Source organism: Pseudomonas sp. 1121_17, assembly GCF_052850745.1.
Window position 1 is genome coordinate 64,294 of record NZ_VXCX01000001.1, and the last position, 23,683, is coordinate 87,976.

Below are 23,683 nucleotides of genomic sequence, written 5' to 3' on the forward strand. Positions count from 1 at the left end.
CGACCGAGTGTAGAGGTTTATGTGGGCAGTTTCTCGAGGATCTTCCAGCACATGATGCCGAAAATGCCCAAGGTGCCGATCCACATCATCAGCACCCCGGCGTTGCGCTCGCGCAGGCTGAAGCCGATGGTCAGCAGCATCAGGAACAGGAATACCGGAACGAACAACGAGAGAAAGGGCGACATGCGACAGAATCCTTCTGCGGGGTAACTGGAGAGCCACTATGCATCCAGCATAGCGGCTGCGCCGAGGGTGGCCATTGACCCTCGGCAGGTTGCCTTCACGGCAGTTCGCGGGTGCGGTAGAACGCGCTCAGAACCTTGACCAGGTGAGCCAAGTCATGGCTGCCGCACAGCTCGCGGATCGAGTGCATGGCAAAGGTCGGCAAGCCGATATCGACCGTGCGCACACCCAGGTGGCTCGCGGTGATCGGGCCGATGGTCGAACCACAACCCATGTCGCTGCGCACCACAAAGCTCTGCACTGGTACTTCTTCAGCCATGCACAGGTGGCGGAAGAACCCGGCGGTTTCGCTGTTGGTGGCGTAGCGCTGATTGTTGTTGACCTTGATCACCGGCCCGGCATTGAGCTTGGGCCCATGATTACCGTCGTGCTTGTCGGCGTAGTTGGGGTGCACGCCGTGGGCGTTGTCGGCCGAGATCATCAGCGAACGCTGGATCACGCGAACGTATTCGTCGCCATCCGGCAGCAGGCGCTGCAGGGTTTGTTCGAGCATTGGGCCGTCGGCGCCACAGGCCGAGCTGGACCCGACTTCTTCATGGTCGGTGCAGACCAGCACGCAGGTCTCGTCGCTGTCGGTTGCCAGCATCGCCTGCAGGCCGGCATAGCACGACAGCAGGTTGTCGAGGCGAGCGCCGGCGATGAAGTCACCATTGAGGCCGATCAGGGCCGCGTCCTGGGTGTCGTAGAAGCTCAGCTCGTAGTCGAGCACCACGTCGGCATTGAGTTCGTGTTCGCGGGCCAACTGCTCGGTGAGCACAGCGCGGAAATCGACCCGCTCATCACCGGCCACCTGGGCGATGATTGGCGGTAGTTCGAGCTGGGCATTGATCGGCCAGCCTTCGTTGGCGGTGCGATTGAGATGGATCGCCAGGTTGGGGATCACCGCGATCGGCAGCTTGAAGTCGACCAGCTGGCTTTCGACCTTGCCGTCGCGGCGGAAGGTTACCCGCCCGGCCAGCGACAGGTCGCGGTCGAACCACGGCGCCAGCAGCGCGCCGCCGTAGACTTCGACGCCCAGCTGCAAAAAGCCTTGGCGCTGCAGTTCAGGCTGCGGCTTGACTCGCAGGCACGGGCTGTCGGTGTGCGCGCCAACCATGCGGATACCGCTCAGCAGCGGTGACAGCGAACCGAGCTTGATCGCGATCAGCGACGAGTCGTTGCGGGTCAGGTAGTAACGCCCGCCAGGCACGGTGGCCCAGCTGTCACGCTCGTCGAGGCGCTGAAATCCAGCGGCTTCGAGGCGCTGGACCAGGCTTGCCGTGGCGTGGAAGGGCGTCGGGGAGGCCTTGAGGAATTCGATCAGGCCCTGGTTCAAAACATCGCGCATAGTTCACTCCAGACAGCAATGGCGCGAGTTTAACGCAGTTCTGCGACGTTTTGTGTCGGCGCACAGCGACTTCAGAACGGAGCCGGGCACTCGAACTTCAAGCGCTCGCCGCTAACCGGATGGGTAAAGCTGAGCATGCTCGCGTGCAGGCATAGACGCTCATGAGCAGCCAGCGCCTCCGGGTTGGCGTACAGCCGGTCGCCGAGCAGCGGATGGCCGATCGACAGCATGTGCACGCGCAGTTGATGCGAGCGGCCGGTGATCGGCGTCAGCTCGACCCGGCAATGGTCGCCACAGCGCTCGACGATGCGCCAGAAGGTCAGTGCATGCTTGCCTTGGTCATGGTCGACCACATGCCGCGGTTTGGTCGGCGGGTCATAGCGCAGTGGCAGGTCGATGCTGCCGCTGTCCAGCGCAGGCTGGCCCCAGCACAGTGCGGTGTAGGCCTTTTCGGTTTCGCGATCATGAAACTGGCGCGACAGTTCTCGATGACTGTCGGCATCCCGAGCGAGCAGGATGATCCCCGAGGTTTCCCAATCGAGGCGATGCACGATCAGCGCTTCCGGGTAGCCGTTTTCCTGCAGGCGGGTGATCAGGCAGTCCTTGTTGTCGTCGGCGCGGCCCGGCACCGAAAGCAGCAGGGTCGGCTTGTTGATGACCAGGACAGCGTCGTCCTGATGAAGGATGTGCACGTTCGACAGGGGCATTGGTGCGTCTTCTCTGGAAAAACTGACAAAAGCGGCCCTGAACCGCAAAACAGCCACGGACGGCACCAGATGTTCTGGTTGCGTCAGTGGCTGCTTCGCGGTTCAGGGCCGCTCCTGCAGGTGTGCCCGCAGCGTTTATTAACGCTCGGGCAGGGTGATGTTCAGCTCGAGGATCGAGCAGCTGCCTTGGTTCTCCAGGGCAACCACCACGTCATCGTTGCCAATATTGACGTACTTGCGGATCACCTCGACCAGTTCTTTCTGCAGCGCCGGCAGGTAGTCCGGCGTGGTGCGCTGACCGCGCTCGTGCGCCACGATGATCTGTAGACGCTCTTTCGCTACCGACGCACTGCTCTGTTTCTGTCTGCCACGAAAGAAGTCAAAAAGGTTCATGGTTTACTTGCCTCCAAACAGGCGCGCGAAGAATCCTTGCTTCGGCATTTCGATGAACCGCAAAGGAAGGGTCTTCCCGAGCAGGCGGTCGATGGTGTCGCTGTAGGCCTGGCCTGCATCGCTCTGGTCATCGAGGATTACCGGCACGCCCTGGTTCGAGGCTTTGAGCACGGCTTCCGATTCCGGAATCACACCAATCAGGTCAACCGAAAGGATGTCCTTGACGTCTTCGACGCCGAGCATTTCGCCCTTGCTCACGCGCTCTGGGTGGTAGCGGGTGATCAGCAGGTGTTCCTTGATCGGGTCTTCACCACGCTCGGCGCGGCGCGACTTGCTTGCCAGCAGGCCGAGCATGCGGTCCGAGTCACGTACCGAGGAGACTTCCGGGTTGGTCACAATGATCGCTTCGTCGGCGAAATACATGGCCAGGTGGGCGCCCTTTTCGATACCCGCAGGGGAGTCGCAGACCACGTATTCGAAGTTTTCCTTCAGGTCCATCAGGACCTTCTCGACGCCTTCCTGGGTCAGCGCGTCTTTGTCGCGGGTCTGGCTGGCGGCCAGCACGAACAGGTTCTCAAGGCGCTTGTCCTTGATCAGGGCCTGCTGCAGGTTGGCTTCGCCGTTGACCACGTTGACGAAGTCGTACACTACGCGACGCTCGCAGCCCATGATCAGGTCGAGGTTACGCAGGCCGACGTCGAAGTCGACGATGACAGTCTTGTGCCCGCGCAGGGCCAGGCCGGTACCGATGGCGGCGCTGGTGGTGGTCTTGCCCACACCCCCTTTGCCGGAAGTAACCACGAGAATCTTGGCCAAGGTGTTTCACCCCTAAATAAAATAGTCGGGACAGCAGTCCCTGAAAAAGCACAAAACGGCAACGATGAAAAAGTTGCTCTAAAAATGCCGCAAGTATCCGTTAAAGCCGGGTGATGTTCAACACATCGCCAGACAGGCTGACCTGTACCCCCGAACCCCACAGTGGGTCGCGGCGCAGGTCTTCGCAGACCCGGTACTGACCGGCAATCGAGACCAGCTCTGCGGTCATCTGCTGGCAGAAGATGCGCGCCTTGGTGTTGCCCTTGATCCCCGCCAGGGCCCGACCACGCATTGCGCCGTAGACATGGATGTTGCCATCGGCAAGAAGTTCCGCACCCGGGCTGACCGATGTGGTTACCACTAGGTCACCGCCCTGGGCGTAGATCTGCTGGCCACCGCGCACCGGCGTGGTGATGATCCGGGTCGGCCGCACTTCCGGCTCGGCGGGCACCACCGGCACTGGTTCTGGCTCGGGCTTCTTTACTTCCGGCTCAGGCTCCAATGGCCGCTCGCGGGCACCGGACGGCGGCAGCACGGGCAGGTCGATGGCAATCGCCGCAGCGATGTCTTCGATACGGTTGGCGCGGATCGCCAGAGTGCGCAGGCCATGGTGGCGGCAGATGCGCATCAGCCCGGGCAAATCGATGGCGCCTTCGCCGGCCGGCAGTTTGTCCAGCGCCAGCACCAGTGGTGTATTGCTGAAGAAGTTCGGTGCCAGGGCGACTTTGGCCGCCAGCTGGCGGTCCAGCGATTCAAGGTCGTTGCGCGCCAGTTCCAGAACGGTAATGGCAAGCATGCTGCCCTTGAGCTGGAACGCGGGGGCGTGTTCGGGGGTGTGGTTTGGGCTCATGGTCTGCATAGACGGCTTGTAACGGAAAAAGTGCCCTGACTTATAACGAGAACGCGGGTTGCCCGCAACCGGAGGCGATCCGTTGTAGAATGCGCGGCCTTTGTCTTTCCGGAAGCTTGAATGGAACGCCCGCGTTTTCGTCGTTATTTTCTCCACCCGCGATTCTGGGGCCTGTGGTTGGGCCTGGGGCTGCTGTGGCTGACTGTGCAACTACCTTATCGGGCACTGCTGGCGCTGGGCCGTGCGCTGGGCGCGGTGATGTATCGCTTTGCCGGCGAGCGTCGGCGCATCGCTGCGCGCAACCTCGAGCTGTGCTTCCCTGAGCTTTCCGCCGACCAACGGCTGCGGTTGCTTAAAGAAAACTTCGCCTCCACCGGCATCGCCTTCTTCGAAATGGCCATGAGCTGGTGGTGGCCAAAGGCCCGGCTGGCGCAGCTGGCGCATATCGAAGGCATCGAGCACCTGCAGGCCGCCCAGCGCGATGGCCAGGGCGCGATTCTGATGGCGGTGCACTTCACCACTCTGGAAATCGGCGCCGCACTGCTCGGCCAGATGCACACCATCGACGGCATGTACCGCGAGCATGGCAATCCGCTGTTCGACTTCATCCAGCGCAGTGGCCGCGAGCGGCATAACCTCGATTCGCTGGCGATCGAGCGCGAGGACGTGCGCGGCATGCTCAAGCTGCTGCGCAGCGGCCGCGCGATCTGGTACGCACCGGATCAGGACTACGGCGCCAAGCAGAGTGTGTTCGTGCCGCTATTCGGTATCCCGGCGGCAACGGTTACCGCTACCACCAAGTTTGCCCGTCTGGGCAAGGCGCGGGTGATTCCGTTCACTCAGCGCCGGCTTGAGGATGGCAGCGGTTACCGTTTGGTTGTGCATCCACCGCTGCAGGACTTCCCGGGCGAGACCGAGGAGGCCGACTGCCTGCGCATCAACCAGTGGGTCGAGAGCGTGCTGCGTGAATGCCCGGAGCAATACCTGTGGGCGCATCGCCGCTTCAAGTCCCGCCCTGAGGGCGCGCCACGGCTATACGACAAGAAGCAGCGCTGACGCCAGTGCTTCCAGGGAGGATCACATGACTGCAACCACGGGCCTGATTCTCTCTGGCGGCGGTGCCCGCGCGGCTTATCAGGTGGGGGTGCTGGCAGGTATTGCCGAGTTGCTGCCGCCTGGCGCGGCCAACCCGTTCCCGGTGATCGTTGGCACCTCGGCCGGGGCCATCAATGCGGTGACGCTGGCCAGCGGTGCCACGCGTTTTGCCGAATCGGTGCAGCGCCTGACCGCCTTCTGGCAGAACTTCAGCAGTCACCTGGTGCTGCGCAGCGACTGGCCCGGGGTGATTCGCCAGGCCAGCCGGTTTGTCAGCCACTGCCTGTTGGGTTTTGGCGGCGACGTGCCGGTGGCGTTGCTCGATAGCAGCCCGCTTCGTGGCCTGTTGCAAGCGCACCTGCATCTTGACGGCATTGGCGAGGCGCTGGCCAGCGAGCAATTGCGCGCCGTGGCCATTACCGCTTTTGGCTACGACTCGGGCCAGGCAGTGACCTTCTATCAAGGCGGCGAGACGATTCAGCCATGGCTGCGCCACCGCCGGATTGGCGTGCCAACCGCGCTAAGCATCGAGCACTTGCTGGCCAGCTCGGCGATCCCCTTGCTGTTTGCCCCGGTCAAGCTTGGCGACGAGTACTTTGGCGATGGTGCGGTGCGCCAGTCGGCGCCGATCAGCCCTGCCTTGCACCTGGGCGCGAGCCGGGTGCTGGTGGTCGGCGTCAGCGGCAACCCGCAACGGCCGGCGCCGCCGTTGCCCAGCCAGCGTCTGTTCAGTGGTCGCCAGCCAAGCCTGGCGCAGATCGGCGGGCATATGCTCAACAGCACCTTTATCGATAGCCTGGAAGACGACATCGAGCTGTTGCAACGGCTCAATCACCTCAGCCACCTGCTGCCGGCGCATTTGAATGCGCGGGCGCTGGGCCTGGCGCCGATCGAGGTACTGGTGGTTGCGCCGAGCCAGCCGCTGGATGAAATCGCCGCGCGTCATCGACGCCAGTTACCGGCGGCTTTGCGCATGTTCCTGCGTGGGCCCGGGGCAACCCGCACGAGTGGGGCAGGGGTGTTGAGTTATCTGCTGTTCGAGGCGAGTTATTGCAGCGAGCTGATCGAGCTGGGCCGGCGCGATGCCCTGGCCAAGCGGGGGGCGCTGAGTCGTTTTCTCGGCTTGTAAGTTTTGGGGCCGCAAAGCGGCCCCAATATGCTGATTACTCGGCGATCTGCAGTTTGCGCGCCTGGGTGTAGACGTAGCGCACCTTCTCGTATTCGAACGGCGAATTCAGCTGGCCATAACGGAAGGCAGTGGTGTAGCGCTTGTCCACAGCCCGGAGGAACAGGATCTCCGGGTGGTCGCTGGTGACATTGGCCATGTCCAGGTAGTTGATCGACTGTTCGCCGGCGTAGTCCACCACCACCCCGGTGGTGTCGCGCAGGTTTGATGGGCCGAGGATCGGCAGCATGATGTACGGCCCGTCGGGTACGCCATAGAAGCCCAGGGTCTGGCCGAAGTCTTCACTCTGGCGCGGCAGGCCCATCTTGGTCGCCGGGTCCCACAGGCCGCCGACACCGATGATGGTGTTGAACATCAGCCTTGCAGTGATCTTCGCCGACCGCTCGGCCTTGAGCTGCAACACGCTGTTGAACAGGTTGGGCACATCGCCAAGGTTGCTGAAGAAGTTGCTCACCCCAGTACGCACGAAGCGTGGCGTGATCGCGGTATAACCGTCGACGGCAGGCAGCAGCACCCACTGATCGAAGCGATAGTTGAAGTGGTAGATGCGCCGGTTCACCGACTCCAGCGGATCGTAGACATTCAGCGCGGTCAGGGTCGAGCGCTCGAACTCACGCTGGTCCAGCCCAGGGTTGAATTTGAGCGAGCGTAACGGGTCGAGAAAGCCATCGCTTTGCTCGACCGGCGCATCGGCCACGTTGGCATCGATCACGCTGGTACGCGGCGCGATCTCCTCGGCCTGGGCATGCCCGGCGGCGAGCAAAGCGGTGACGAGCAGCAGTCGTTTAACCACGGAAGAACTCCAGCATGGCGTCGCTGTTGACGCGGTAATTAAGGTTGCCGCAATGGCCGCCGTGCGGGTACAGGGTCAGCCGATCGCCAAATACTTTACGCAGAAAACCGATATCGCCAGGGCCGAGGATCAGGTCGTCGGCATTGTGCATGACGGCAATCTTCGGGCTTTTGCTCAGGTAGCCTTCAAGGGCGTACAGGCTGGCTTGATCGACCAGCTGCAGCACGCTGCCACCGTCGGTGCGCACGCGCCACATCGGGATCACCTGCTCGGTCAGGTAGCACTCGAAGTCGCACTGCAGGGCGCGCTTGAACGCCGGGGTCAAGCTGGTGCCTTCGGTGATCGGCTGCTTTGGCGGGGTAATCAGGCCGCGGCGGTTGATCAGGTCGGAGGTAAAGGCAATGTCGGCCGCCGAGAAGCGGAACGAAGTGCCGATCAGCATCGCCATTTGCTCGTTGGACAGATGCTCGCGCGAGCGCTGGAAGTCATACAGCAGCGCGTCGTTGAGGTCGATGTAGCCCTTGTCCTGGAAGTACCGGGTGAGCTTTTCCAGCATCAGCTCGTAGAACGTGGTGCTGCGGTCGATGCCCTTGACCTGGGTCTGCACCAGCTTGTCGAGGTTGCTCACCGAGGTGTAAAGGTTCACCGGCGGGTTGAGCAGCAGTACGCGCTTGAAGTTGAAGCTGCGCCGGGTTTCGTCCAGATGGCTGACAAACGCCGCGTCCAGAGCACCCAGGCTGTAACCAGTGAGGTAGAAGTCCTTGATCGGCAGACGCGGGTGCTGCGCGCGCACCGCCTGCATGACCCGGTACAGGTCCTCGGCATCCTCTTTGGTCACGCCAGGCGTGGCGAAGCGCGAAGCGGCGCTCATGAAATCCCAGCTGGTCGGCGACGACAGCTGCACGACATGGAAGCCTGCCTGGTAGTAGAGCTTTTTCAGGTATTCGTTGGTCGAGCTGCTGTAGGGCGCGCCGGTGCCGGCAATGATGAAGATCAGCGGCGCCTCGTGGTCCTGACGGGCCATGCGGTACTTGAGCTTTTTTACCGGCCAGAAGTTGTCCGGCAGGGTGAACTCACGCTCCGGACGCAGGGTGAGGCTGTAGTCTGCCTGGGTGATGTCTTCATCACTGGGCAGCGTCGGCCGCAGTTCAGGCGGGGTGGAGGCAATTGTCGCCTCGAACGGGTTGGTCAAGGGAAAGCCATAGCTGGCGGCGTCGATATCCCGCGCCGAGGCGGCCGCAGCCATAAGCAAGCCACCCAGAAGGGCAGCGAGGCGCAGTGATCGAAGCATTGAATCCCCCAGAATATTCGGCAAGGCATGACGGTACGCAGGCTCTGACCACGGCCCAGCAGGCAAAGTTGCCGGGGCATGGCCATTTGTTATGCCAGTTTTTACCGCGCCAGTGAATAGCGCGGTAACGATCGCTCTGTGCAACATAGCTGCTGCCGGGAAATCTTGCCTTGCACAGATGCCGCCATTGATTATGCTGGCGTTTGTTTACATTTGCCCGGAGATCTTCATGCCTCGTTCATTGCCCGTCATTGTCCTGCTGCTGTGCCTGCCGTTGTGGCTGGCAGCCAGCTATGGCGTGCGCTACGGGCTGATGGAGGACGGCCAGTGGGTTGGCCTGTGCGGCGTGCCTGCGCAGTATTGGCAATGCCAGGTGCGCTCGCTGCTGGGCCTGGCGATTCATTTTCAGTTGATTGCCTGGCTGGCTGTGGCCCTGAGCGTGCTCGCGCAACTGCTCAAGGGCCGCGCCGGCTGGTATCTGGCCGCTGTCGGCTTGCTGTTCGGGCTCAGCGCGCTGGTGCTGTATACCGCCAGTATCGCCGTGTTCGCGGTGGTCCTGGCCGGCTTGCGCCTGGTGCGTCAGGCACAAGTCGCCAGATTGGCATGAGCGTCAGCGCGTGCGCAAACTGCGCCACAACGCGCCGACCATCAGTATGCTGACCACTGCCCAGGCCCAGGCTTGCTGGTTGGCCAGCCCTTCACGGTACAGCTGTGGCAGCACTCCCGCGCCGATGATGAATGCCAGCAAGGCCACCTCGGCCCGACGCGCCACGACTGGTCGCAGCAAGTACACCAGCGCCGGCAACAGCAACGAGGCAGTCGGGAAGCTGCGATAACGCGGCTCGAAGACCATCGCCAGCATGCTCACTGCAGCGGCAAAACCCGCCGCCAGCAGCAGCCAGCCGGCGCGGGCTTCAAACCAGGCAAACAGCCGCTCACGCCAACCCTGGCGCTGCGCCAAGGCCAGCAGGGCGTGGGCCAGCACCAGCAGGTTCAGGCCTGCCAGCAACACTGCCCACAGCCATTCGCCGGCAAAGCGTGCGTTGGTCCGCATCAATTCGCCCCATAAGCCAAGGCTGGCAGCACCAATCGCTGCAAGCAACGGCAGCAGCAGTGCGGCCCGGGCATTGACCGGGCGCCCGGCAAACAGCAGCGCCGCCAGCAGCAACAGCGCACTCGCCGCCAGCCACTGTGGCCACAGAGCCAGGTTGCTGACCGGCCCTTCGAGAATACCTTTATCCTGCCGGTCGGCGTCGTATAACCCCCAGTAACCGCCCACCGCACCTTCGCTGGCGCGCTTCCAGGGCTGGTCGAAGGCTTCGATCAGGTTGTAGCTCCAGTCGTTCTGCTCTGCCATCGCTACAAAACCGCGAATGAAGCGTGCCTCGTTGACCCGGCTGGGCAGCGCCGTTTCACGCTGGCGGCCTTCGCTGGGCCAGCCGGTCTCGCCGATCATGATCTGCTTGGGCGCAAAACGGGCGCCGAACACCTGGCGCACCTCGGCGACATGGGCCAATGCCTGGTCGATGCTGCGTGGGTCATCTTCCCAGTACGGCAGCAGGTGAATGGTCAGGAAGTCTACTGCCGGCGCGATCTGTGGATGCTGCAGCCAGAATTCCCAGACATCGGCGTAGGTCACTGGCACCGTGACCTGGGCCTTGACCCGCTTGATCAGCTCGGCCAGGCGCTCGCCGGTGACTTCCTTGCGCAGCAGGGTCTCGTTGCCGACGATCACTGCACTGACCACATCGGGGTTGGCATTGGCCGCGGCAATAAGCAATGCGACTTCCTTGTCACTGTCGATCGGATTGGCATTCACCCAGGCGCCGAGCATGACTTTCAGGCCATGCTTGCGCGCCAGCGCCGGGATCGCCTCAAGACCGGTCATCGAATAGGTGCGGATGCACTGAAAACGTTCGGCCAGCAGGGCCAGGTCGGCGTCCATCCGCGCCGGCCGCAGGCGAAACGGCTGGTCGAACGGCGATTGGTCCTTGTCGAACGGGGTGTACGAGGCGCACTGCAGTTTATGCGTCGGGCTGGCGGCGTCGGGCAGCAGCACCGGCTTCCCCAGCCCGTACCAGAGCGTGCCCAGCCCGGCAAGGGCGAGCAGGCAGGCGAATAGAAAGAGTGGCAGCAGATTGCGGGCGGAGCGGGGCATCGGGCGGTCCATCGTCAGGCGCAAAGGGCTAGATGATAGCCGCAAATCGCCGGCGCCAACGCATTGGCATGCAAGGATCGCGCAGGCCAATGTCGGCCGATGGCGCTAATGGCCAAGTGCTGTCGCATCTGGTTAAGGTAGAGGTCGCGGCTGGAGCAGGTCGCGCTTTGTTGCAGGTTGATGATGCTATCTCCGAGACCTGACGAGGGGATGCATTGATGAACATGCGACGTATGCTGGGGGTGGGGTCCGCCCTGTTGTTGGCCATGAGCGCTGGGCAGGCCATGGCTAAAGAAGTAAGCATCGGTTATGTCGATGGCTGGGCCGACAGTGTTGCGACCACCAACGTCGCCGCCGAGGTTATCAAGGAAAAACTCGGCTATGACGTCAAGCTGCAGGCAGTGGCAGCCGGGATCATGTGGCAAGGGGTTGCGACCGGTAAACTCGATGCGATTCTCTCGGCCTGGCTGCCGGTGACCCATGGTGAATACTGGGCCAAGAACAAGGACAAGGTGGTCGACTTCGGTCCTAACTTCAAAGACGCCAAGATTGGCTTGATCGTGCCTGAGTACGTCAAGGCCAACAGCATCGCAGACCTCAAGACCGACACCAGCTTCAAGCAGAAGATCGTCGGTATCGACGCAGGCTCGGGCGTGATGATCAAGACCGAGCAGGCGATCAAGGATTACGACCTGACCGGTTACAAGCTGCAAGCCAGCTCCGGCGCCGGCATGACCGCCGAACTGGGCCGCGCCGAGAAAAAGCAGGATTCGATTGCTGTCACCGGTTGGGTGCCGCACTGGATGTTCGCCAAGTGGAAGCTGAAGTTCCTCGAAGACCCGAAAGGCGTGTTCGGCGCGGCTGAGACCGTCAACAGCATCGGTAGCAAGGACCTGGAGAAGAAGGCCCCGGAAGTTGCAGCGTTCCTGAAGAAGTTCCAGTGGCAGTCCAAGGATGAGATCGGCGAAGTCATGCTGGCCATTCAGGATGGCGCCAAGCCAGAACAAGCGGCCAAGGATTGGGTCGCCAAACACCCTGAGCGCGTGGCGGAGTGGACTGCCAAGTAACGCGTTGAACGAGCCATAGCAGCATCGCCGCCCAAGGTTGAGTCGTCACCTTGGGCGCGCTGTTTTCAGCCAAATCAACACTGCACTGGCTGATGTTTGTTACCAAAACCGCAAAACACTCTTGCATCTAAGACTAAGGTCGTCTGGTTGGCGTCCAACAGCAGCATAAAGTTACAGGTGGGTTATCCATAATCTGTGCTGCTAGGACAAAAACAATGAACGACAGCATTTACCTCTCGATACAGAACAGTCCGCGCTTCAAGGAACTGGTCAGCAAACGCGAGCGATTCGCCTGGATTCTTTCGGCAATCATGCTCGGCCTCTACTGCGGATTCATCTTGCTCATCGCCTATGGCCCGCACCTGCTCGGCGCCAAGATCAGCCCAGAGTCGTCCATCACCTGGGGCATCCCCCTGGGCGTCGGCCTGATCCTTTCAGCCTTTGTGCTGACCGCCATCTATGTGCGTCGCGCCAACGGCGAGTTCGACGAACTGAACAAGGCAATTCTGGCGGAGGCCAAGCAATGATGCGACCTACCAAAACTTTGGCCGTATTGGCCTGCGGTGTCTTCGCACCCGCTGTGTGGGCGGCTGACGCGCTCACCGGCGAGGTGCAGAAACAGCCCCTGAACATGGCTGCCATTCTCATGTTCCTGGCCTTTGTGTTGTTCACCCTGGGGATTACCTACTGGGCTTCGAAGCGCAACAAGTCAGCCTCGGACTACTACGCAGCCGGCGGCAAGATCACCGGTTTCCAGAACGGCCTGGCGATTGCCGGTGACTACATGTCTGCGGCGTCCTTTCTGGGTATTTCCGCGCTGGTGTTCACCTCCGGTTACGACGGCCTGATCTACTCGATCGGCTTCCTGGTCGGCTGGCCGATCATTCTGTTCCTGATCGCCGAGCGCCTGCGTAACCTGGGCAAGTACACCTTTGCCGACGTGGCGTCCTATCGCCTCGGGCAAAAACAGATCCGCACCCTGTCGGCCTCGGGCTCGCTGGTGGTGGTAGCGTTCTACCTGATTGCGCAGATGGTTGGCGCCGGCAAGCTGATCGAGCTGCTGTTCGGCCTGGACTACCACGTTGCGGTGATTCTGGTCGGCATCCTGATGTGCATGTACGTGCTGTTCGGCGGCATGCTCGCGACCACCTGGGTGCAGATCATCAAGGCCGTGCTGCTGCTGTCCGGTGCCAGCTTCATGGCGCTGATGGTGATGAAACACGTCAACTTCGATTTCAACACGCTGTTCTCCGAAGCGATCAAGGTACACGCCAAGGGTGAAGCAATCATGAGCCCGGGTGGCCTGGTCAAAGACCCGATTTCGGCGTTCTCGCTGGGCCTGGCACTAATGTTCGGTACCGCCGGCCTGCCGCACATCCTGATGCGCTTCTTCACCGTCAGCGATGCCAAGGAAGCGCGCAAGAGCGTGCTGTACGCGACCGGCTTCATTGGTTACTTCTACATCCTGACCTTCATCATCGGTTTCGGCGCGATCCTGCTGGTCAGCACCAACCCGGACTTCAAGGACGCCGCCGGCGCGCTGCTGGGTGGCAACAACATGGCTGCGGTGCACCTGGCTGACGCTGTGGGGGGCAGTATTTTCCTCGGCTTCATCTCGGCAGTGGCCTTCGCCACCATCCTGGCGGTGGTTGCCGGCCTGACCCTGGCCGGTGCCTCGGCAGTGTCGCATGACCTGTATGCCAGCGTCTGGCGCAAAGGCAAGGCCAACGACAAGGACGAGATCCGCGTGTCGAAGATCACCACGATCTTCCTCGGCATCCTGGCCATTGGCCTGGGCATTCTGTTCGAGAAACAGAACATTGCCTTCATGGTCGGCCTGGCGTTCTCTATCGCCGCCAGCTGCAACTTCCCGGTTCTGCTGCTTTCGATGTACTGGAAGAAGCTGACCACCCGCGGCGCCATGATTGGCGGCTGGCTGGGCCTGATCAGTGCCGTTGGCCTGATGGTGCTTGGCCCGACCATCTGGGTGCAGATCCTCGGTCACGAAAAAGCCATCTACCCGTACGAATACCCAGCACTGTTCTCGATGCTGATTGCCTTCGTCGGTATCTGGTTCTTCTCGGTCACCGACAAGTCCAAGGAGGCAGCCAACGAGCGTGCGCTGTTCTTCCCGCAGTTCGTTCGTTCGCAAACCGGCCTGGGTGCCAGTGGTGCGGTTTCTCACTAACCTGCTCTGAGCATTGAACAACGCCCCGCATAGTCGGGGCGTTGTCGTTTTTGCTGCGGCAAGAACTGCTCAACCCGCACGCTGGGAAATTTCCCAAGCGCGGTCAGACCAATCCTAGAGTTTGCCCACCGGCATTTCCGAATAATCGCTCCTGCCAACGGCGCTGTGCCGCTTGTGCACGCTTCCTGTGGCGTTCCTTACAGGATCCAAGGAGATACATTCGTGAAAGCATTTGTGCTGGCGCTTCCCCTGGCTGTTCTGGCCGCCAATTCGGCCATCGCGGCTGACCCGATCGAAAAACAGGTGCTGATCACCGCCACCGTCCCGACTGCCGCGTTCTACGTCGAGCCGGTCGGCGGCAACTGGATGAACGACCCTCAAGACATGGCCTGGAACTCGTTTCAAGGCACCCTCGAGCCGATCCGCAAGCAACTGCAAGCCAAAAGCACCATCGGCCCGATCACCGCGCACCTGCTGACTCCGGCCGCCGTCACCAGCGGTGTCAACGTGATCGATCTGAACGTCAAGGTTGGCGCTACCACCCTGACCACCACCGCAACCGAGGTGCTCGCAGCGCCGCAAGCCGCTACCGGCACGACCCTGGACTTCATGGTCGAGCCAACCGTACCGGCCGGTGGTTATCAGCCGGGTAGCTACCAAGGCCTGGTCAGCATGATGTTCGAGACCGCCGCGCCGATCCCTTGATCGCATCCCGCAGCGCATCCTCTTCATCCGTTTGTACCCCCCTTTGCCGCCCGGCTGCTCTCCGGCGGCGAGGGCGGTCATTGCTTGCAGGCAGGGTCATGCCGTCCATTCCTACATATGCTGTTACCCGGCGTTGGGGCATCGCCCTCGGCGCCTGCTGCGCGCTGTTGCCAGCCTGGGCGGCGCCGCCGGCAGCGTTGAACATGGTGAGCCAGGCGCAAGGCTTGCCGAAAGAATTCGAAGCGCATTTCTTTGATGTGCCGCTCGCGGTACGCGTCGATCTGGATGGCCGTTACCTGGGCGATGCGATGGTGGTGCTCAGCCGCGCCAGCCAGGTTCAGTTGCTGGAGTTCACCGACACCCAGGAAAGCCGCGAACCGGCGCAACTGCGCAGCCGCTGGTTGCAGCGCCTGGCTGACGGGCGACCACTGGGGGCCTGCGTCAGCGACTGTGCCGACGGGCTCCAGGCCATTCATTACAGCCTGGTCAATTCACAGCTATCGCTGGTGACCTCCAGCGCCGAAGCCAACCTCGAGCAGCCGCGCTACTATAGCCTTCCCGAACAGGGCAGCAGCGGCCTGTTGCTACGTAACCAGCTCAATCTGGTGCGCAACGGCAGCCAGACCAACGGCCGCTTCGCCGCCCAGGGCCAAGGCAGCATCGGCAACTGGACAACCCTCGCCGATGCGCAGTTTGACCGCGGCAACGATCAATCCGACCGGGTCCGTCACCGCCTCGATCAGTTGTACGCCGAGCGCTTGTTCGACCAGCAATTTCTGCGGCTGGGCTATTTCACCCCGAGCGCGCAAGGCCTGACCCGCCAGCCGCGCCTGCTGGGCAGCAGCCCGGATACCACCTTGGGGGTGATGTTCGGCAGCAGTGACAGCCTGTTGATCGACAACGGCCAAGCCAGCGCCACCCCGGTGTATGTCACCCCCAATCGGCCAGGCGTGGTCGAGATCTACCGCAACGGCGTGCTGATCAACAGTCAGCCGGTGCAGGCCGGTCTGCAGACCCTCGACACGCGGGTATTGCCCGGCGGCATTTATCAGATCGAGGTACGCCTGCTCGAAGACGGCCAGGAAACCTCGCGCAGCGACGCCTTCATCTACAAACCAAGCAACTGGAGCAATCCCGACAGCCGCTGGCGTTACAACGTCTACGCCGGTCGCCAGAGCAACTTGTTGAGCAACTGGGACAAGGACCACCAGGACAGCCTCGGCGCGGGCGTGCTGGCCAACTATCTGCTGCACCCGCGCGCCGTGCTCGGTGTGTCCGCACAGCGGGTCGACGAAGCCATCCAGTACGGCACCTCGCTGGACTGGGATGCGTTCGACCAGCTCAAGCTGTATGGCAACGTCTACCGCAGCGACAATCAAGGCACCGGTTACGACCTGCAGGTGATCAGCAACCTGCCTAATGGCTCGCTGGTGGCGAGCCACAGCCGCACCTGGATCGACACCGGCAATTCAGGCTGGCGTGGCGCACGCCGCCAGCAGGAGATCAGCCAGAGTTCGCTGTCACTCAGCCAGCGTCTCGATGCACGCAGCACGGCGAGCCTGCGCCTGGCCCACAGCTCTGGTGCCGCCAACGGCCTGGGGATCGACCTGGGCTGGTCGTACTATGGCAAGCTCGGCGGCTCGGATGCCAACTGGCGCCTGTCGCTGTTCGACCGCCCTGGCACCGCAAGCACGAGCGACAGCCGCAACCGTGGCGTCAACCTGAGCCTGAGCATGAGCCTTGGCGGCCCCGGCCAGCGCATCGCCGCCAGCTTTGGCAGTCGCACTTCGCGCGATGGCGGACGCGATCAGAATGCATCGCTGAGCTATCAGCAGGACGTGCAGCTGGGCGCAATACGAAGTGTTGGCGGCACGCTCAATGTCGACCGCTACGGGGCAGGTTTCGGCGCCAACACCCAGTTTCAGAACCAGCAGGTGTATGGCGACGCCTACGCGCAGTCGTCGTCCTACAGCGGCCAGCTCAGCGCCGGCCTGAACCTGCAGAGCACGCTCGCCATGGGCGGCGGCAAGCTGGCCCTGAGTGGCCAATACCTGCCCCACGAGGCCGGGCTGGTGGTCGACATCGACAGCGATCTGGATGACCTGGAGCTGCGCGCCGACGACTTCAACGGGCTGGGTGCCACCCTGCGCCCAGGGCGCAACATTATCCCTGTAAGTGCCTATCGGGCTGGCACCGTGCAGTTCGATTTCGCTGGCAAACATGACCCCGACGCGGTGATTCAGCCGGCCAGCCTGGACTACCACCTCAATCGCGGCGGCGTCGAGTATCGCCAGTTGAAGGTGTTGCGCACGGTGACCGTGCTTGGCCGCCTGCTCGATCAGCAGCGCCAGCCCATGCGCGGTGCGCTGGTGATCAATCACGCCAGCCGCAGCGTCAGCGAGGCCAGCGGGATCTTTGCGGTGGAGATGAGTGAAGGCACGCCGACGCTGGAGATACGCCAGGCGGGCAAGATCGCTTGCCTGCTCAGGCTCGAGCCAAAGCAGCTGCCTCGCGAGGGCAATGTCTTGCTGGCCGGCGATCAGGTCTGCGCGCCACCGCAATTGCTGGGTGGCAGTGATCCGCTGAGCACAGGAGAACGAGGATGAACGGCAGACTGTATCGGTTGCTGCTGGCGCTGCCCAGCGCACTGCTGGTTGCCTGCGGCCCGCTGGTCGAAGCTGCGCAGGTGTGGTCTTCGATGATGAGCTGTGAGTAGCAGTCGTCTCTAGGAAATTTCTTCTTTTTTATCGGAACGGTCTGACTTTCTTGCCGGCAGCACATGTGCACAAATGAGCGCTGGCTGTTTGCCTGGCACCATCCAACGAGGTTGCAGATGAAACCGTGGAAACTCTTTTACCTGTCGCTACTGCTGGCGCCATTGCCGCTGCAGGCTGCGCCGGAACTCAACGTCGGTGGGCTGTACGATTACCTGGACGGTAACCGCAGCACCTTGCTCAAACGGGTGCGTAATGGCGGCGACAGCACCGCCTTCGTCAAGCTCAGCGTCGCCGAGCTGGTGTACGACGCCGACGGTGTGCCCCGCGAGATCGACCAGACGCAACTGCCACTGGAGCAGCGCGGCCTGATCGCCAGCCCGGCGCGGCTGATCATCCCCGCACGTGGCATGCAGGCGGTGCGCTTGCTGTACCGCGGTGAGCGAGCCCAGGAACGCTATTTCCGCCTGCGCTTCATCCCGGTATTGCCCGAGCAGGGCGATGGCTTTGTCGTCACCGAAGCGGAGGCCGAAAGCTATCGCGACAGCCTCAAGGCGGGCGTCAACCTGCTGGCCGGCTACGGCACACTGTTGTTCGTGCACCCGGCGGCGGCGCAGTATCAGACCGATGTAACGGGCCAGGGCGGTCGCCTGCAGGTGGTCAATCAAGGCAACGCCACGGTGGTGCTGGATCACTTTCGCCAGTGCCAGGCGGCCGACCAGAAATGCGAAGCCGCCACCAAGCATCACTTGTTGCCCGGCAGTACGCGGCGCTTCGAGCCGGTGGCGGGCAAGCCGGTGTTCCAGTTCGAGATGTACGAAGGCGACCAGCGCAAGACACTGGTGGTGCCCGGGTGAGCAGTGCACGGGGCCTTCGATACACGCTGCGTTGGGCGGGTGCGGCCATGGCGATACTCGGCTGGCTGCCTACGGCACAGGCGCTGGAGGTGACCATCAGCGCCGAGTATCGCGGTGGTGGCAGTGGGCGGTTCGTCAATACCACGCCACCGGCTGCGCTGTGTCGGCTGTGGTCGGGACTGTGTAACGGCAAATCCACCGTCGACGTGCCGATTGCCTACTCCAAACGCAGCCAGCAAAGCGCGGGGGATCTACGCGACAGGTACTACCTGAAGATGCCGTCACGCAAACAGGTCGAGGTGTTTCACGAGCTCAATGGCGAAATGCGCCGGATGAATTTTGACATCCTCTCGGTCAGCCAACAGGTGCATACCCCGTCGAACTTCAGTTACAGCCCGTTGCAGGGTAGTGTGCATGGCGGTTGCAGTAATGGCAGCCGGCTCTCCAGCCATGCTGCGCGTACGGTCACCTTCCATACCTATATGCGCCAGCCGCAGGCCCCGGAGCCGTGCTGGGCAAGCTATTCCTGGGCGCCGGTGAATCATGTCGACAACTCTGAAGTCACCCAGATGGGGGTGTCATTTCTGCTGGATATTCCGCCGCCTTACCGCCTCGCCGCCGGCATTTATCGCGGTAGCCTGACCTACAGCATTGGTCCTGGTGGTGATTTTGACTTTGGCAGCGGTGTCACTGCGCTGAGCGGCGACAGCCTCACGGTCAATTTCGTGCTTGATGTGCAGCACGCGTTCATTTTTGAGTTTCCACCCGGCTCCGAGCGGGCGGTGCTGGAGCCCAAAGACGGTTGGCAGGCATGGCTGGGCGGGGCAGCGGCGCCGTCGCAGGTGTACCGTGACCTGCCGTTCCGGCTGTGGTCGACCGGGCCGTTCAAGGTCTACAAAACTTGCCAGTACACGCTTGGCGATCAATGCGGCATCCGTAATCAGCACCACGATCAAGTTCCGGTGGAGATTGCCATGACCCTGCCCGCAGGTATCCTCCACCAGGGCCGGCCGGTGACCCGACTGTCGTTGCCCACCGGGCCTGCGGCAGCGCTGCAGTTCGAATCGATGCAGCCAACCCTGAACCGTGGCGGCCAGCTGCATTTCAGCGTGGCCCGCAACGGTGTGCAGGCCATGCTCAAGCAACCGGGCACTACTTATTCCGGCGAAGCTACGGTGATCTTCGATGCTGAACTCTGACTGCCTGAGTGTGGGCGGAGCGCACCATGCATAGGGCATTGGTGGTAGATGATCACCCATTCATCCGCACCACGGTGTGCATGCTGCTGCGCCGGGAACAGGTCGAGGTGGTAGCGCAGGCCGACAACGGCGTCGACGCCGTGTTGCTGGCCCGTGAGCATGCACCGGACCTGATCATCCTCGATATCGCCATGCCTGGACTGGATGGCCTCGAGGTGATCGCCAGGCTCAAGAGCCTGGCGCAACCGGCCAAGGTGGTGATCCTCACTTCGCAATTGGCCGAAGCCTACTCGTTGCGCTGCCTGCAGGCGGGCGCCGCGGGTTATGTGTCGAAAACCGACGATCTGGCTGAACTGAACAAGGCGGTGCGTGCGGTGTTGTCCGGCTTTACCTATTTCCCCGATGTGGCCCTGAGTTCGGTGCGCAGCCAGGACCTGCGCGCCACCGAACGGGAGTGCATTGCCGGCCTCACCGACCGCGAGCTGACGGTGTTGCAGCACCTGGCACGCGGCTTGAGCAACAAGGCCATCGGCGAAACGATGCTGCTCAGCAACAAGACCATCAGCACCTACAAGAGCCGGCTGCTGGAAAAACTGCGCCTGCATTCGTTGATCGATCTGGCGGATTTCGCCCGCCGCAATGAACTGCTCTGACGTCGTCAGCCGGTGCGCCCGCGTGTCTTTCTGGCAGCCCTGTGCGGCGTTCTGGCGCTGTTCACGCTGCCGGCCGGTGCCGCCCCGTTGTTGCACGCCAGGGCCAGCCTCGATGACCAGCGAGTCGAGCCCGACGATGCTGATCTGCGCTGGTTGTGGGCGCGCCGGCAACTGCGCCTGGGGGTGATCGCGCGTGACGATGCGCCACTGGACATCCTCGGCACTGGCCAGGCCTATGAAGGCATCACTGCCGACTATGCCGGGCTCGTGGCCGAGCAACTGAACCTGTCCATCAGCGTGCATACCTTTGCCTCGTTTGACGCCGCCGTGGCCGGATTACGCGATGGCGTGGTTGACCTGCTCGGCTCGGTAAGCCGCGAGCGTGCCCAGACCGCAGGCCTGCGCCTGTCGCATGCGTATGCGCAGGACCAGCCGCTGCTGATGGCACGCCAAGGCGATCAGCCCGCGCCGCCGCCTGGCGCTGCGTTTCGACTGGTTGCAGTTGAGGGCTATCGCACCGTCGAGCAGTTGCGCCAGCTCTATCCGCTGGCGCGGATCGAGCTGCATTCGACAACGTTGAGCGCGCTGGCCGCACTGACCCTGGGCCAGGCCGACCTGTATCTGGGGCATGCCCTGGCGGGGCGCTATGCTCTGGCGCGGACCTCGCCGCGCGGTATCGAGGAAATCGGCAATGCTGGCCTGGCCGGGCAGGATATTGGCTTTGCCCTGCGCCGCGACGCAGCACCGTTGGCTGACATGCTCGATTCAGTGCTCAAAGGGTTGTCGCCCAGGCAACGCGCCCGCATCGAGCAGCGCTGGAGCGTGACCGGTGCCGTCCCCTCGAGCCCTGTGCTGTTGCAGCTGAGCGAAGATGAGCAACGCTGGTTGCAGGCCAATCCAACGGTGAATGTACTGCTCGACGAGCACTCGCTGCCGCTGAGCTACCGCGATAGCAGCGGCCACTGGCGCGGTTTAAGCGTGGAGGTGCTGGAATTGATCAGCCGGCGCAGCGGCCTGCAGTTCGAGCTGGCCTCCGCAAGCAGCGTCGAGGGCATGCTTGGGCAATTGCGCCAGGGCCACGCCCAACTGATCGCTGGTTTGCCCCAGAGCCCGGCGCTGGCCCAGCAGTTGAGCTTCAGTCGCTCTTACCTGAGCGCTGCGCGTGTGCTGGTCAGCCGTACCGAGCCGGCCGCGCCGAGCAGCCTTGGCCAGTTGGCGGGGCAGTCGCTGGCAGTGGTGTGGGGCAGCGCTGTGCAAGATGAACTGGCCCAGCATTATCCACAGGTACGCGTGCTCCAGGTTCAAGGGCCGCTGGCCGCGCTGCAAGCGGTGGCCATCGGCCGGGCGACGGCTGCAGTGCTGACCCTCGACGATGCGCGCCCATTGATCGCGCGCTGGTACCCACGTCAGTTGCGCATCAGCGCCAGCCTGACCATGCCACCTGCTCACTTTGCCTTGGCCAGCCTGCGAGGCGAGGTCGAGCTGCAGGGTATCGTGAACAAGGCACTGCTCAGCCTGACCCCGCGCGAGACGGAGACGCTGGTGCGGCGCTGGCGCAATCCGATGATCGTCGCCGATGGCCTGTGGCCGCGTCAGCGACTGAACATCCTGCTCGGTTTCGGCCTGATGCTATTGCTGTTGCTGCTGGCGCTGCTGTGGGTCCGTTACCTGCGCCGGCTGCATGCCGAACTGCGCCACGCAAAGCACACGGCAGAAGCCGCTAACCTGGCCAAGACGCGTTTTCTGGCGACCATGAGCCATGAGATTCGCACGCCCATGCACGCCTTGCTGGGCATGCTCGAACTGGCTCAGCACAAGGCCGAGCAAGGCACACTGGACCGTGTGGCGATTGATGTGGCGGCCGATGCCGGGCGCGGCTTGCTGGCGCTGATCGGCGATATTCTGGACATCACCCGCATCGAAGCCGGGCAACTGCAGTTGGCAATGCAGCCGGTGCAGTTGCGCGAGCAGGTCGAGCAGGTGGTGCAACTGTTTCAACAGCAGGCGCGGCGTAAAGGCCTGACGCTGCTGCTGCATAGCGAGGGTGCGGGCGATGTCCAGGTTCTGCTCGACCCACTGCGGTTCAAGCAGGTGCTGGCCAACCTGTTGAGCAATGCGATCAAGTTCACTCGCGCGGGACGCGTCGAGGTCAGTCTGTGTGTGCGCGAGCGTGGCGAAAGCCTGGCGCTGGAGCTGCAGGTCAAGGACAGCGGCAGTGGTATCGCCGAGGCAGACCTGGCCGAACTGGGTCAGCCGTTTCGCCAGGCCGGGCAAAAGCAATCAACGCGTTGCAGCAGCGGCTTGGGGCTGAGTATCAGCCGCAGCCTGTGCGAGCTGATGGGCGGCCAGTTGCGCCTGCGTAGTGTGCTCGGCGCCGGCACACAGGCGTTGATCCTGCTGAGTTGTCAGCGTTGGCACGGCCAGCGGCAGCCGGCGCCGCTCGCCGTGCCGCCTGCAGCCGAGCACCACCTGCGGGTGCTGGTGGTCGACGACTATCCCGCCAACCGTCTGCTGTTGGCCCAGCAACTGGAATACCTCGGCCACCGCACCTGCATTGCCGAAGAAGGTGCGCAAGCCTTGCGCCTGTGGCTTGGCCAGCCATTTGATGTGGTCATCAGCGACTGCAGCATGCCAAGCCTGGATGGCTACGCGCTGGCCCGGGCCATTCGCCTGCATGAGCGGCGTACGCGAAGGCCCAGATGCCGCGTGCTCGGGCTGACCGCCAATGCGGTGCAGGAGGAACGCCAGCGCTGCCGGGCGGCAGGTATGGACGCTTGCCTGTTCAAACCGCTGGCACTGAGCAGCCTGGCCGCAGCACTGGCGACCGGCCCAGGTGCGGGGACCGCTGGCGCGTCACAGGCCGGGGCGGCCAGAGTAGGCGCAGCGCTGGACCTTGCCCATCTGCAACGTCTGGTCGGCGATGATCAGCAGGCCTTGCGCGGCTTGTTGAATGATTTACGCGGGAGTTTGACCGAGGATTCACGGCAGTTACAGCAGCAACCAGACGATCCGAAAGAACTGGCCGTATTGGCCCATCGGATCAAAGGCGGGGCGCAGATAGCCCGAGCGAGGCCGTTGCTGGAAGCGTGTGAAGAACTTGAGCGATGCTGTCGTCAACAGCCAAGCAATGTGGCCGTAGTGCAGCGCGCGAAACACGCGCTGCACCTGGCTATGCACCAGCTCGAAGGACAGCTGGAGAAGCTGTCAGCCGAACCGGTGCCGGGTCATATCATGCCAAGCAGCAACAGCACCAACAGAACCACCAGGACCGCACCAATGATGCCGGACGGGCCATAGCCCCAGCTGCGCGAGTGAGGGAAGACTGGCAAGCCGCCAATCAGCAGCAGAATCAGGATGATGATGAGGATCGTGGTCATGGGCAGAATCCTTGCGTGTTTTCGTGGGGGAAGGGGCCGGGCAATCCTGGCCGCTTACATTTCC

General features: G+C 62.7%; 22 protein-coding genes. 12 read left to right on the top strand and 10 right to left on the bottom strand.

All coding sequences use genetic code 11. The features are described from left to right. Nucleotides 1–17: 17 nt before the first annotated feature. From FW789_RS00315 to minC, 6 genes are all read right to left on the bottom strand, one after another. The gene (locus tag FW789_RS00315; protein ID WP_178080787.1) at nt 18–185 is read right to left on the bottom strand and encodes a hypothetical protein; all 168 of its coding nucleotides are present in this window, start codon (nt 183–185) and stop codon (nt 18–20) included. 95 nt (nt 186–280) lie between these two features. After that, on the bottom strand, nt 281–1,570 hold the full coding sequence (locus FW789_RS00320; RefSeq protein ID WP_103438238.1) for a M18 family aminopeptidase: 1,290 nt from the start codon (nt 1,568–1,570) through the stop codon (nt 281–283). A 71-nt stretch (nt 1,571–1,641) separates the two neighbouring features. After that, nucleotides 1,642–2,325, bottom strand: a complete 684-nt coding sequence (locus tag FW789_RS00325) for an RluA family pseudouridine synthase (protein ID WP_264081776.1) — start codon at nt 2,323–2,325, stop codon at nt 1,642–1,644. 90 nt (nt 2,326–2,415) lie between these two features. Next, nucleotides 2,416–2,670 (bottom strand): cell division topological specificity factor MinE, encoded by a 255-nt coding sequence (gene minE / locus FW789_RS00330; RefSeq protein ID WP_101321688.1) that lies wholly within the window; start codon nt 2,668–2,670, stop codon nt 2,416–2,418. Between the two features lie 3 nt (nt 2,671–2,673). Then, nucleotides 2,674–3,486 carry a septum site-determining protein MinD gene (minD, locus tag FW789_RS00335; protein ID WP_103438236.1) on the bottom strand — a complete coding sequence of 271 codons (813 nt, stop codon included), beginning with the start codon at nt 3,484–3,486 and terminating at the stop codon, nt 2,674–2,676. A 100-nt stretch (nt 3,487–3,586) separates the two neighbouring features. Then, complete coding sequence (gene minC / locus FW789_RS00340) at nt 3,587–4,345, bottom strand: septum site-determining protein MinC (RefSeq protein WP_103438235.1); 759 nt, start codon at nt 4,343–4,345, stop codon at nt 3,587–3,589. A 111-nt stretch (nt 4,346–4,456) separates the two neighbouring features. Here minC and FW789_RS00345 point away from each other — a divergent pair, with 111 nt between their 5' ends. Continuing rightward, nucleotides 4,457–5,392: a lipid A biosynthesis lauroyl acyltransferase gene (locus FW789_RS00345; protein WP_186701523.1), complete on the top strand. Its 936-nt coding sequence runs from the start codon at nt 4,457–4,459 to the stop codon at nt 5,390–5,392. 25 nt (nt 5,393–5,417) lie between these two features. Next, a complete protein-coding gene (locus FW789_RS00350; RefSeq protein ID WP_446430725.1) occupies nt 5,418–6,560 on the top strand; it encodes a patatin-like phospholipase family protein in 1,143 nt (380 codons plus the stop codon). Nucleotides 6,561–6,594: 34 nt separating this feature from the next. Here the strand turns inward: FW789_RS00350 and FW789_RS00355 are convergent, their stop codons facing one another. Together FW789_RS00355 and FW789_RS00360 are read right to left on the bottom strand one after the other, a co-directional pair. Further along, nucleotides 6,595–7,410: an MlaA family lipoprotein gene (locus FW789_RS00355; protein WP_103438232.1), complete on the bottom strand. Its 816-nt coding sequence runs from the start codon at nt 7,408–7,410 to the stop codon at nt 6,595–6,597. Beyond that, on the bottom strand, nt 7,403–8,701 hold the full coding sequence (locus tag FW789_RS00360) for a serine/threonine protein kinase (protein ID WP_103438231.1): 1,299 nt from the start codon (nt 8,699–8,701) through the stop codon (nt 7,403–7,405). Before FW789_RS00360 ends, FW789_RS00355 begins: the two co-directional genes overlap by 8 nt. Before the next feature lie 229 nt (nt 8,702–8,930). Between FW789_RS00360 and FW789_RS00365 the strand changes: the two genes are divergently transcribed. Next, a complete protein-coding gene (locus FW789_RS00365) occupies nt 8,931–9,308 on the top strand; it encodes a hypothetical protein (RefSeq protein WP_103438834.1) in 378 nt (125 codons plus the stop codon). Between the two features lie 3 nt (nt 9,309–9,311). Here the strand turns inward: FW789_RS00365 and FW789_RS00370 are convergent, their stop codons facing one another. After that, nucleotides 9,312–10,871 carry a glycoside hydrolase family 17 protein gene (locus FW789_RS00370; RefSeq protein ID WP_103438230.1) on the bottom strand — a complete coding sequence of 520 codons (1,560 nt, stop codon included), beginning with the start codon at nt 10,869–10,871 and terminating at the stop codon, nt 9,312–9,314. Between the two features lie 206 nt (nt 10,872–11,077). Here FW789_RS00370 and FW789_RS00375 point away from each other — a divergent pair, with 206 nt between their 5' ends. The 9 genes from FW789_RS00375 to FW789_RS00415 all read left to right on the top strand — a co-directional run bounded on the left by FW789_RS00375 (nt 11,078) and on the right by FW789_RS00415 (nt 23,539). Beyond that, complete coding sequence (locus FW789_RS00375) at nt 11,078–11,926, top strand: glycine betaine ABC transporter substrate-binding protein (protein ID WP_186701525.1); 849 nt, start codon at nt 11,078–11,080, stop codon at nt 11,924–11,926. 215 nt (nt 11,927–12,141) lie between these two features. Continuing rightward, on the top strand, nt 12,142–12,453 hold the full coding sequence (locus FW789_RS00380) for a DUF485 domain-containing protein (protein WP_101321679.1): 312 nt from the start codon (nt 12,142–12,144) through the stop codon (nt 12,451–12,453). Further along, nucleotides 12,450–14,114 carry a cation acetate symporter gene (locus FW789_RS00385; protein ID WP_103438228.1) on the top strand — a complete coding sequence of 555 codons (1,665 nt, stop codon included), beginning with the start codon at nt 12,450–12,452 and terminating at the stop codon, nt 14,112–14,114. Before FW789_RS00380 ends, FW789_RS00385 begins: the two co-directional genes overlap by 4 nt. 222 nt (nt 14,115–14,336) lie before the next feature. Then, on the top strand, nt 14,337–14,819 hold the full coding sequence (locus FW789_RS00390; protein WP_186701526.1) for a CS1 type fimbrial major subunit: 483 nt from the start codon (nt 14,337–14,339) through the stop codon (nt 14,817–14,819). Between the two features lie 98 nt (nt 14,820–14,917). Then, on the top strand, nt 14,918–17,425 hold the full coding sequence (locus FW789_RS00395) for a TcfC E-set like domain-containing protein (RefSeq protein WP_411564439.1): 2,508 nt from the start codon (nt 14,918–14,920) through the stop codon (nt 17,423–17,425). A gap of 227 nt (nt 17,426–17,652) precedes the next feature. Beyond that, nucleotides 17,653–18,390, top strand: a complete 738-nt coding sequence (locus FW789_RS00400) for a molecular chaperone (RefSeq protein WP_446430726.1) — start codon at nt 17,653–17,655, stop codon at nt 18,388–18,390. A 47-nt stretch (nt 18,391–18,437) separates the two neighbouring features. Further along, the gene (locus tag FW789_RS00405) at nt 18,438–19,589 is read left to right on the top strand and encodes a hypothetical protein (RefSeq protein WP_446430727.1); all 1,152 of its coding nucleotides are present in this window, start codon (nt 18,438–18,440) and stop codon (nt 19,587–19,589) included. 26 nt (nt 19,590–19,615) lie between these two features. Next, nucleotides 19,616–20,242: a response regulator transcription factor gene (locus FW789_RS00410; protein WP_186699949.1), complete on the top strand. Its 627-nt coding sequence runs from the start codon at nt 19,616–19,618 to the stop codon at nt 20,240–20,242. A gap of 12 nt (nt 20,243–20,254) precedes the next feature. After that, nucleotides 20,255–23,539 (top strand): transporter substrate-binding domain-containing protein, encoded by a 3,285-nt coding sequence (locus tag FW789_RS00415; RefSeq protein WP_446430728.1) that lies wholly within the window; start codon nt 20,255–20,257, stop codon nt 23,537–23,539. Here the strand turns inward: FW789_RS00415 and FW789_RS00420 are convergent. Next, on the bottom strand, nt 23,467–23,625 hold the full coding sequence (locus tag FW789_RS00420; protein WP_181003848.1) for a DUF3309 family protein: 159 nt from the start codon (nt 23,623–23,625) through the stop codon (nt 23,467–23,469). The genes FW789_RS00415 and FW789_RS00420 overlap by 73 nt on opposite strands. Nucleotides 23,626–23,683 lie beyond the last annotated feature (58 nt).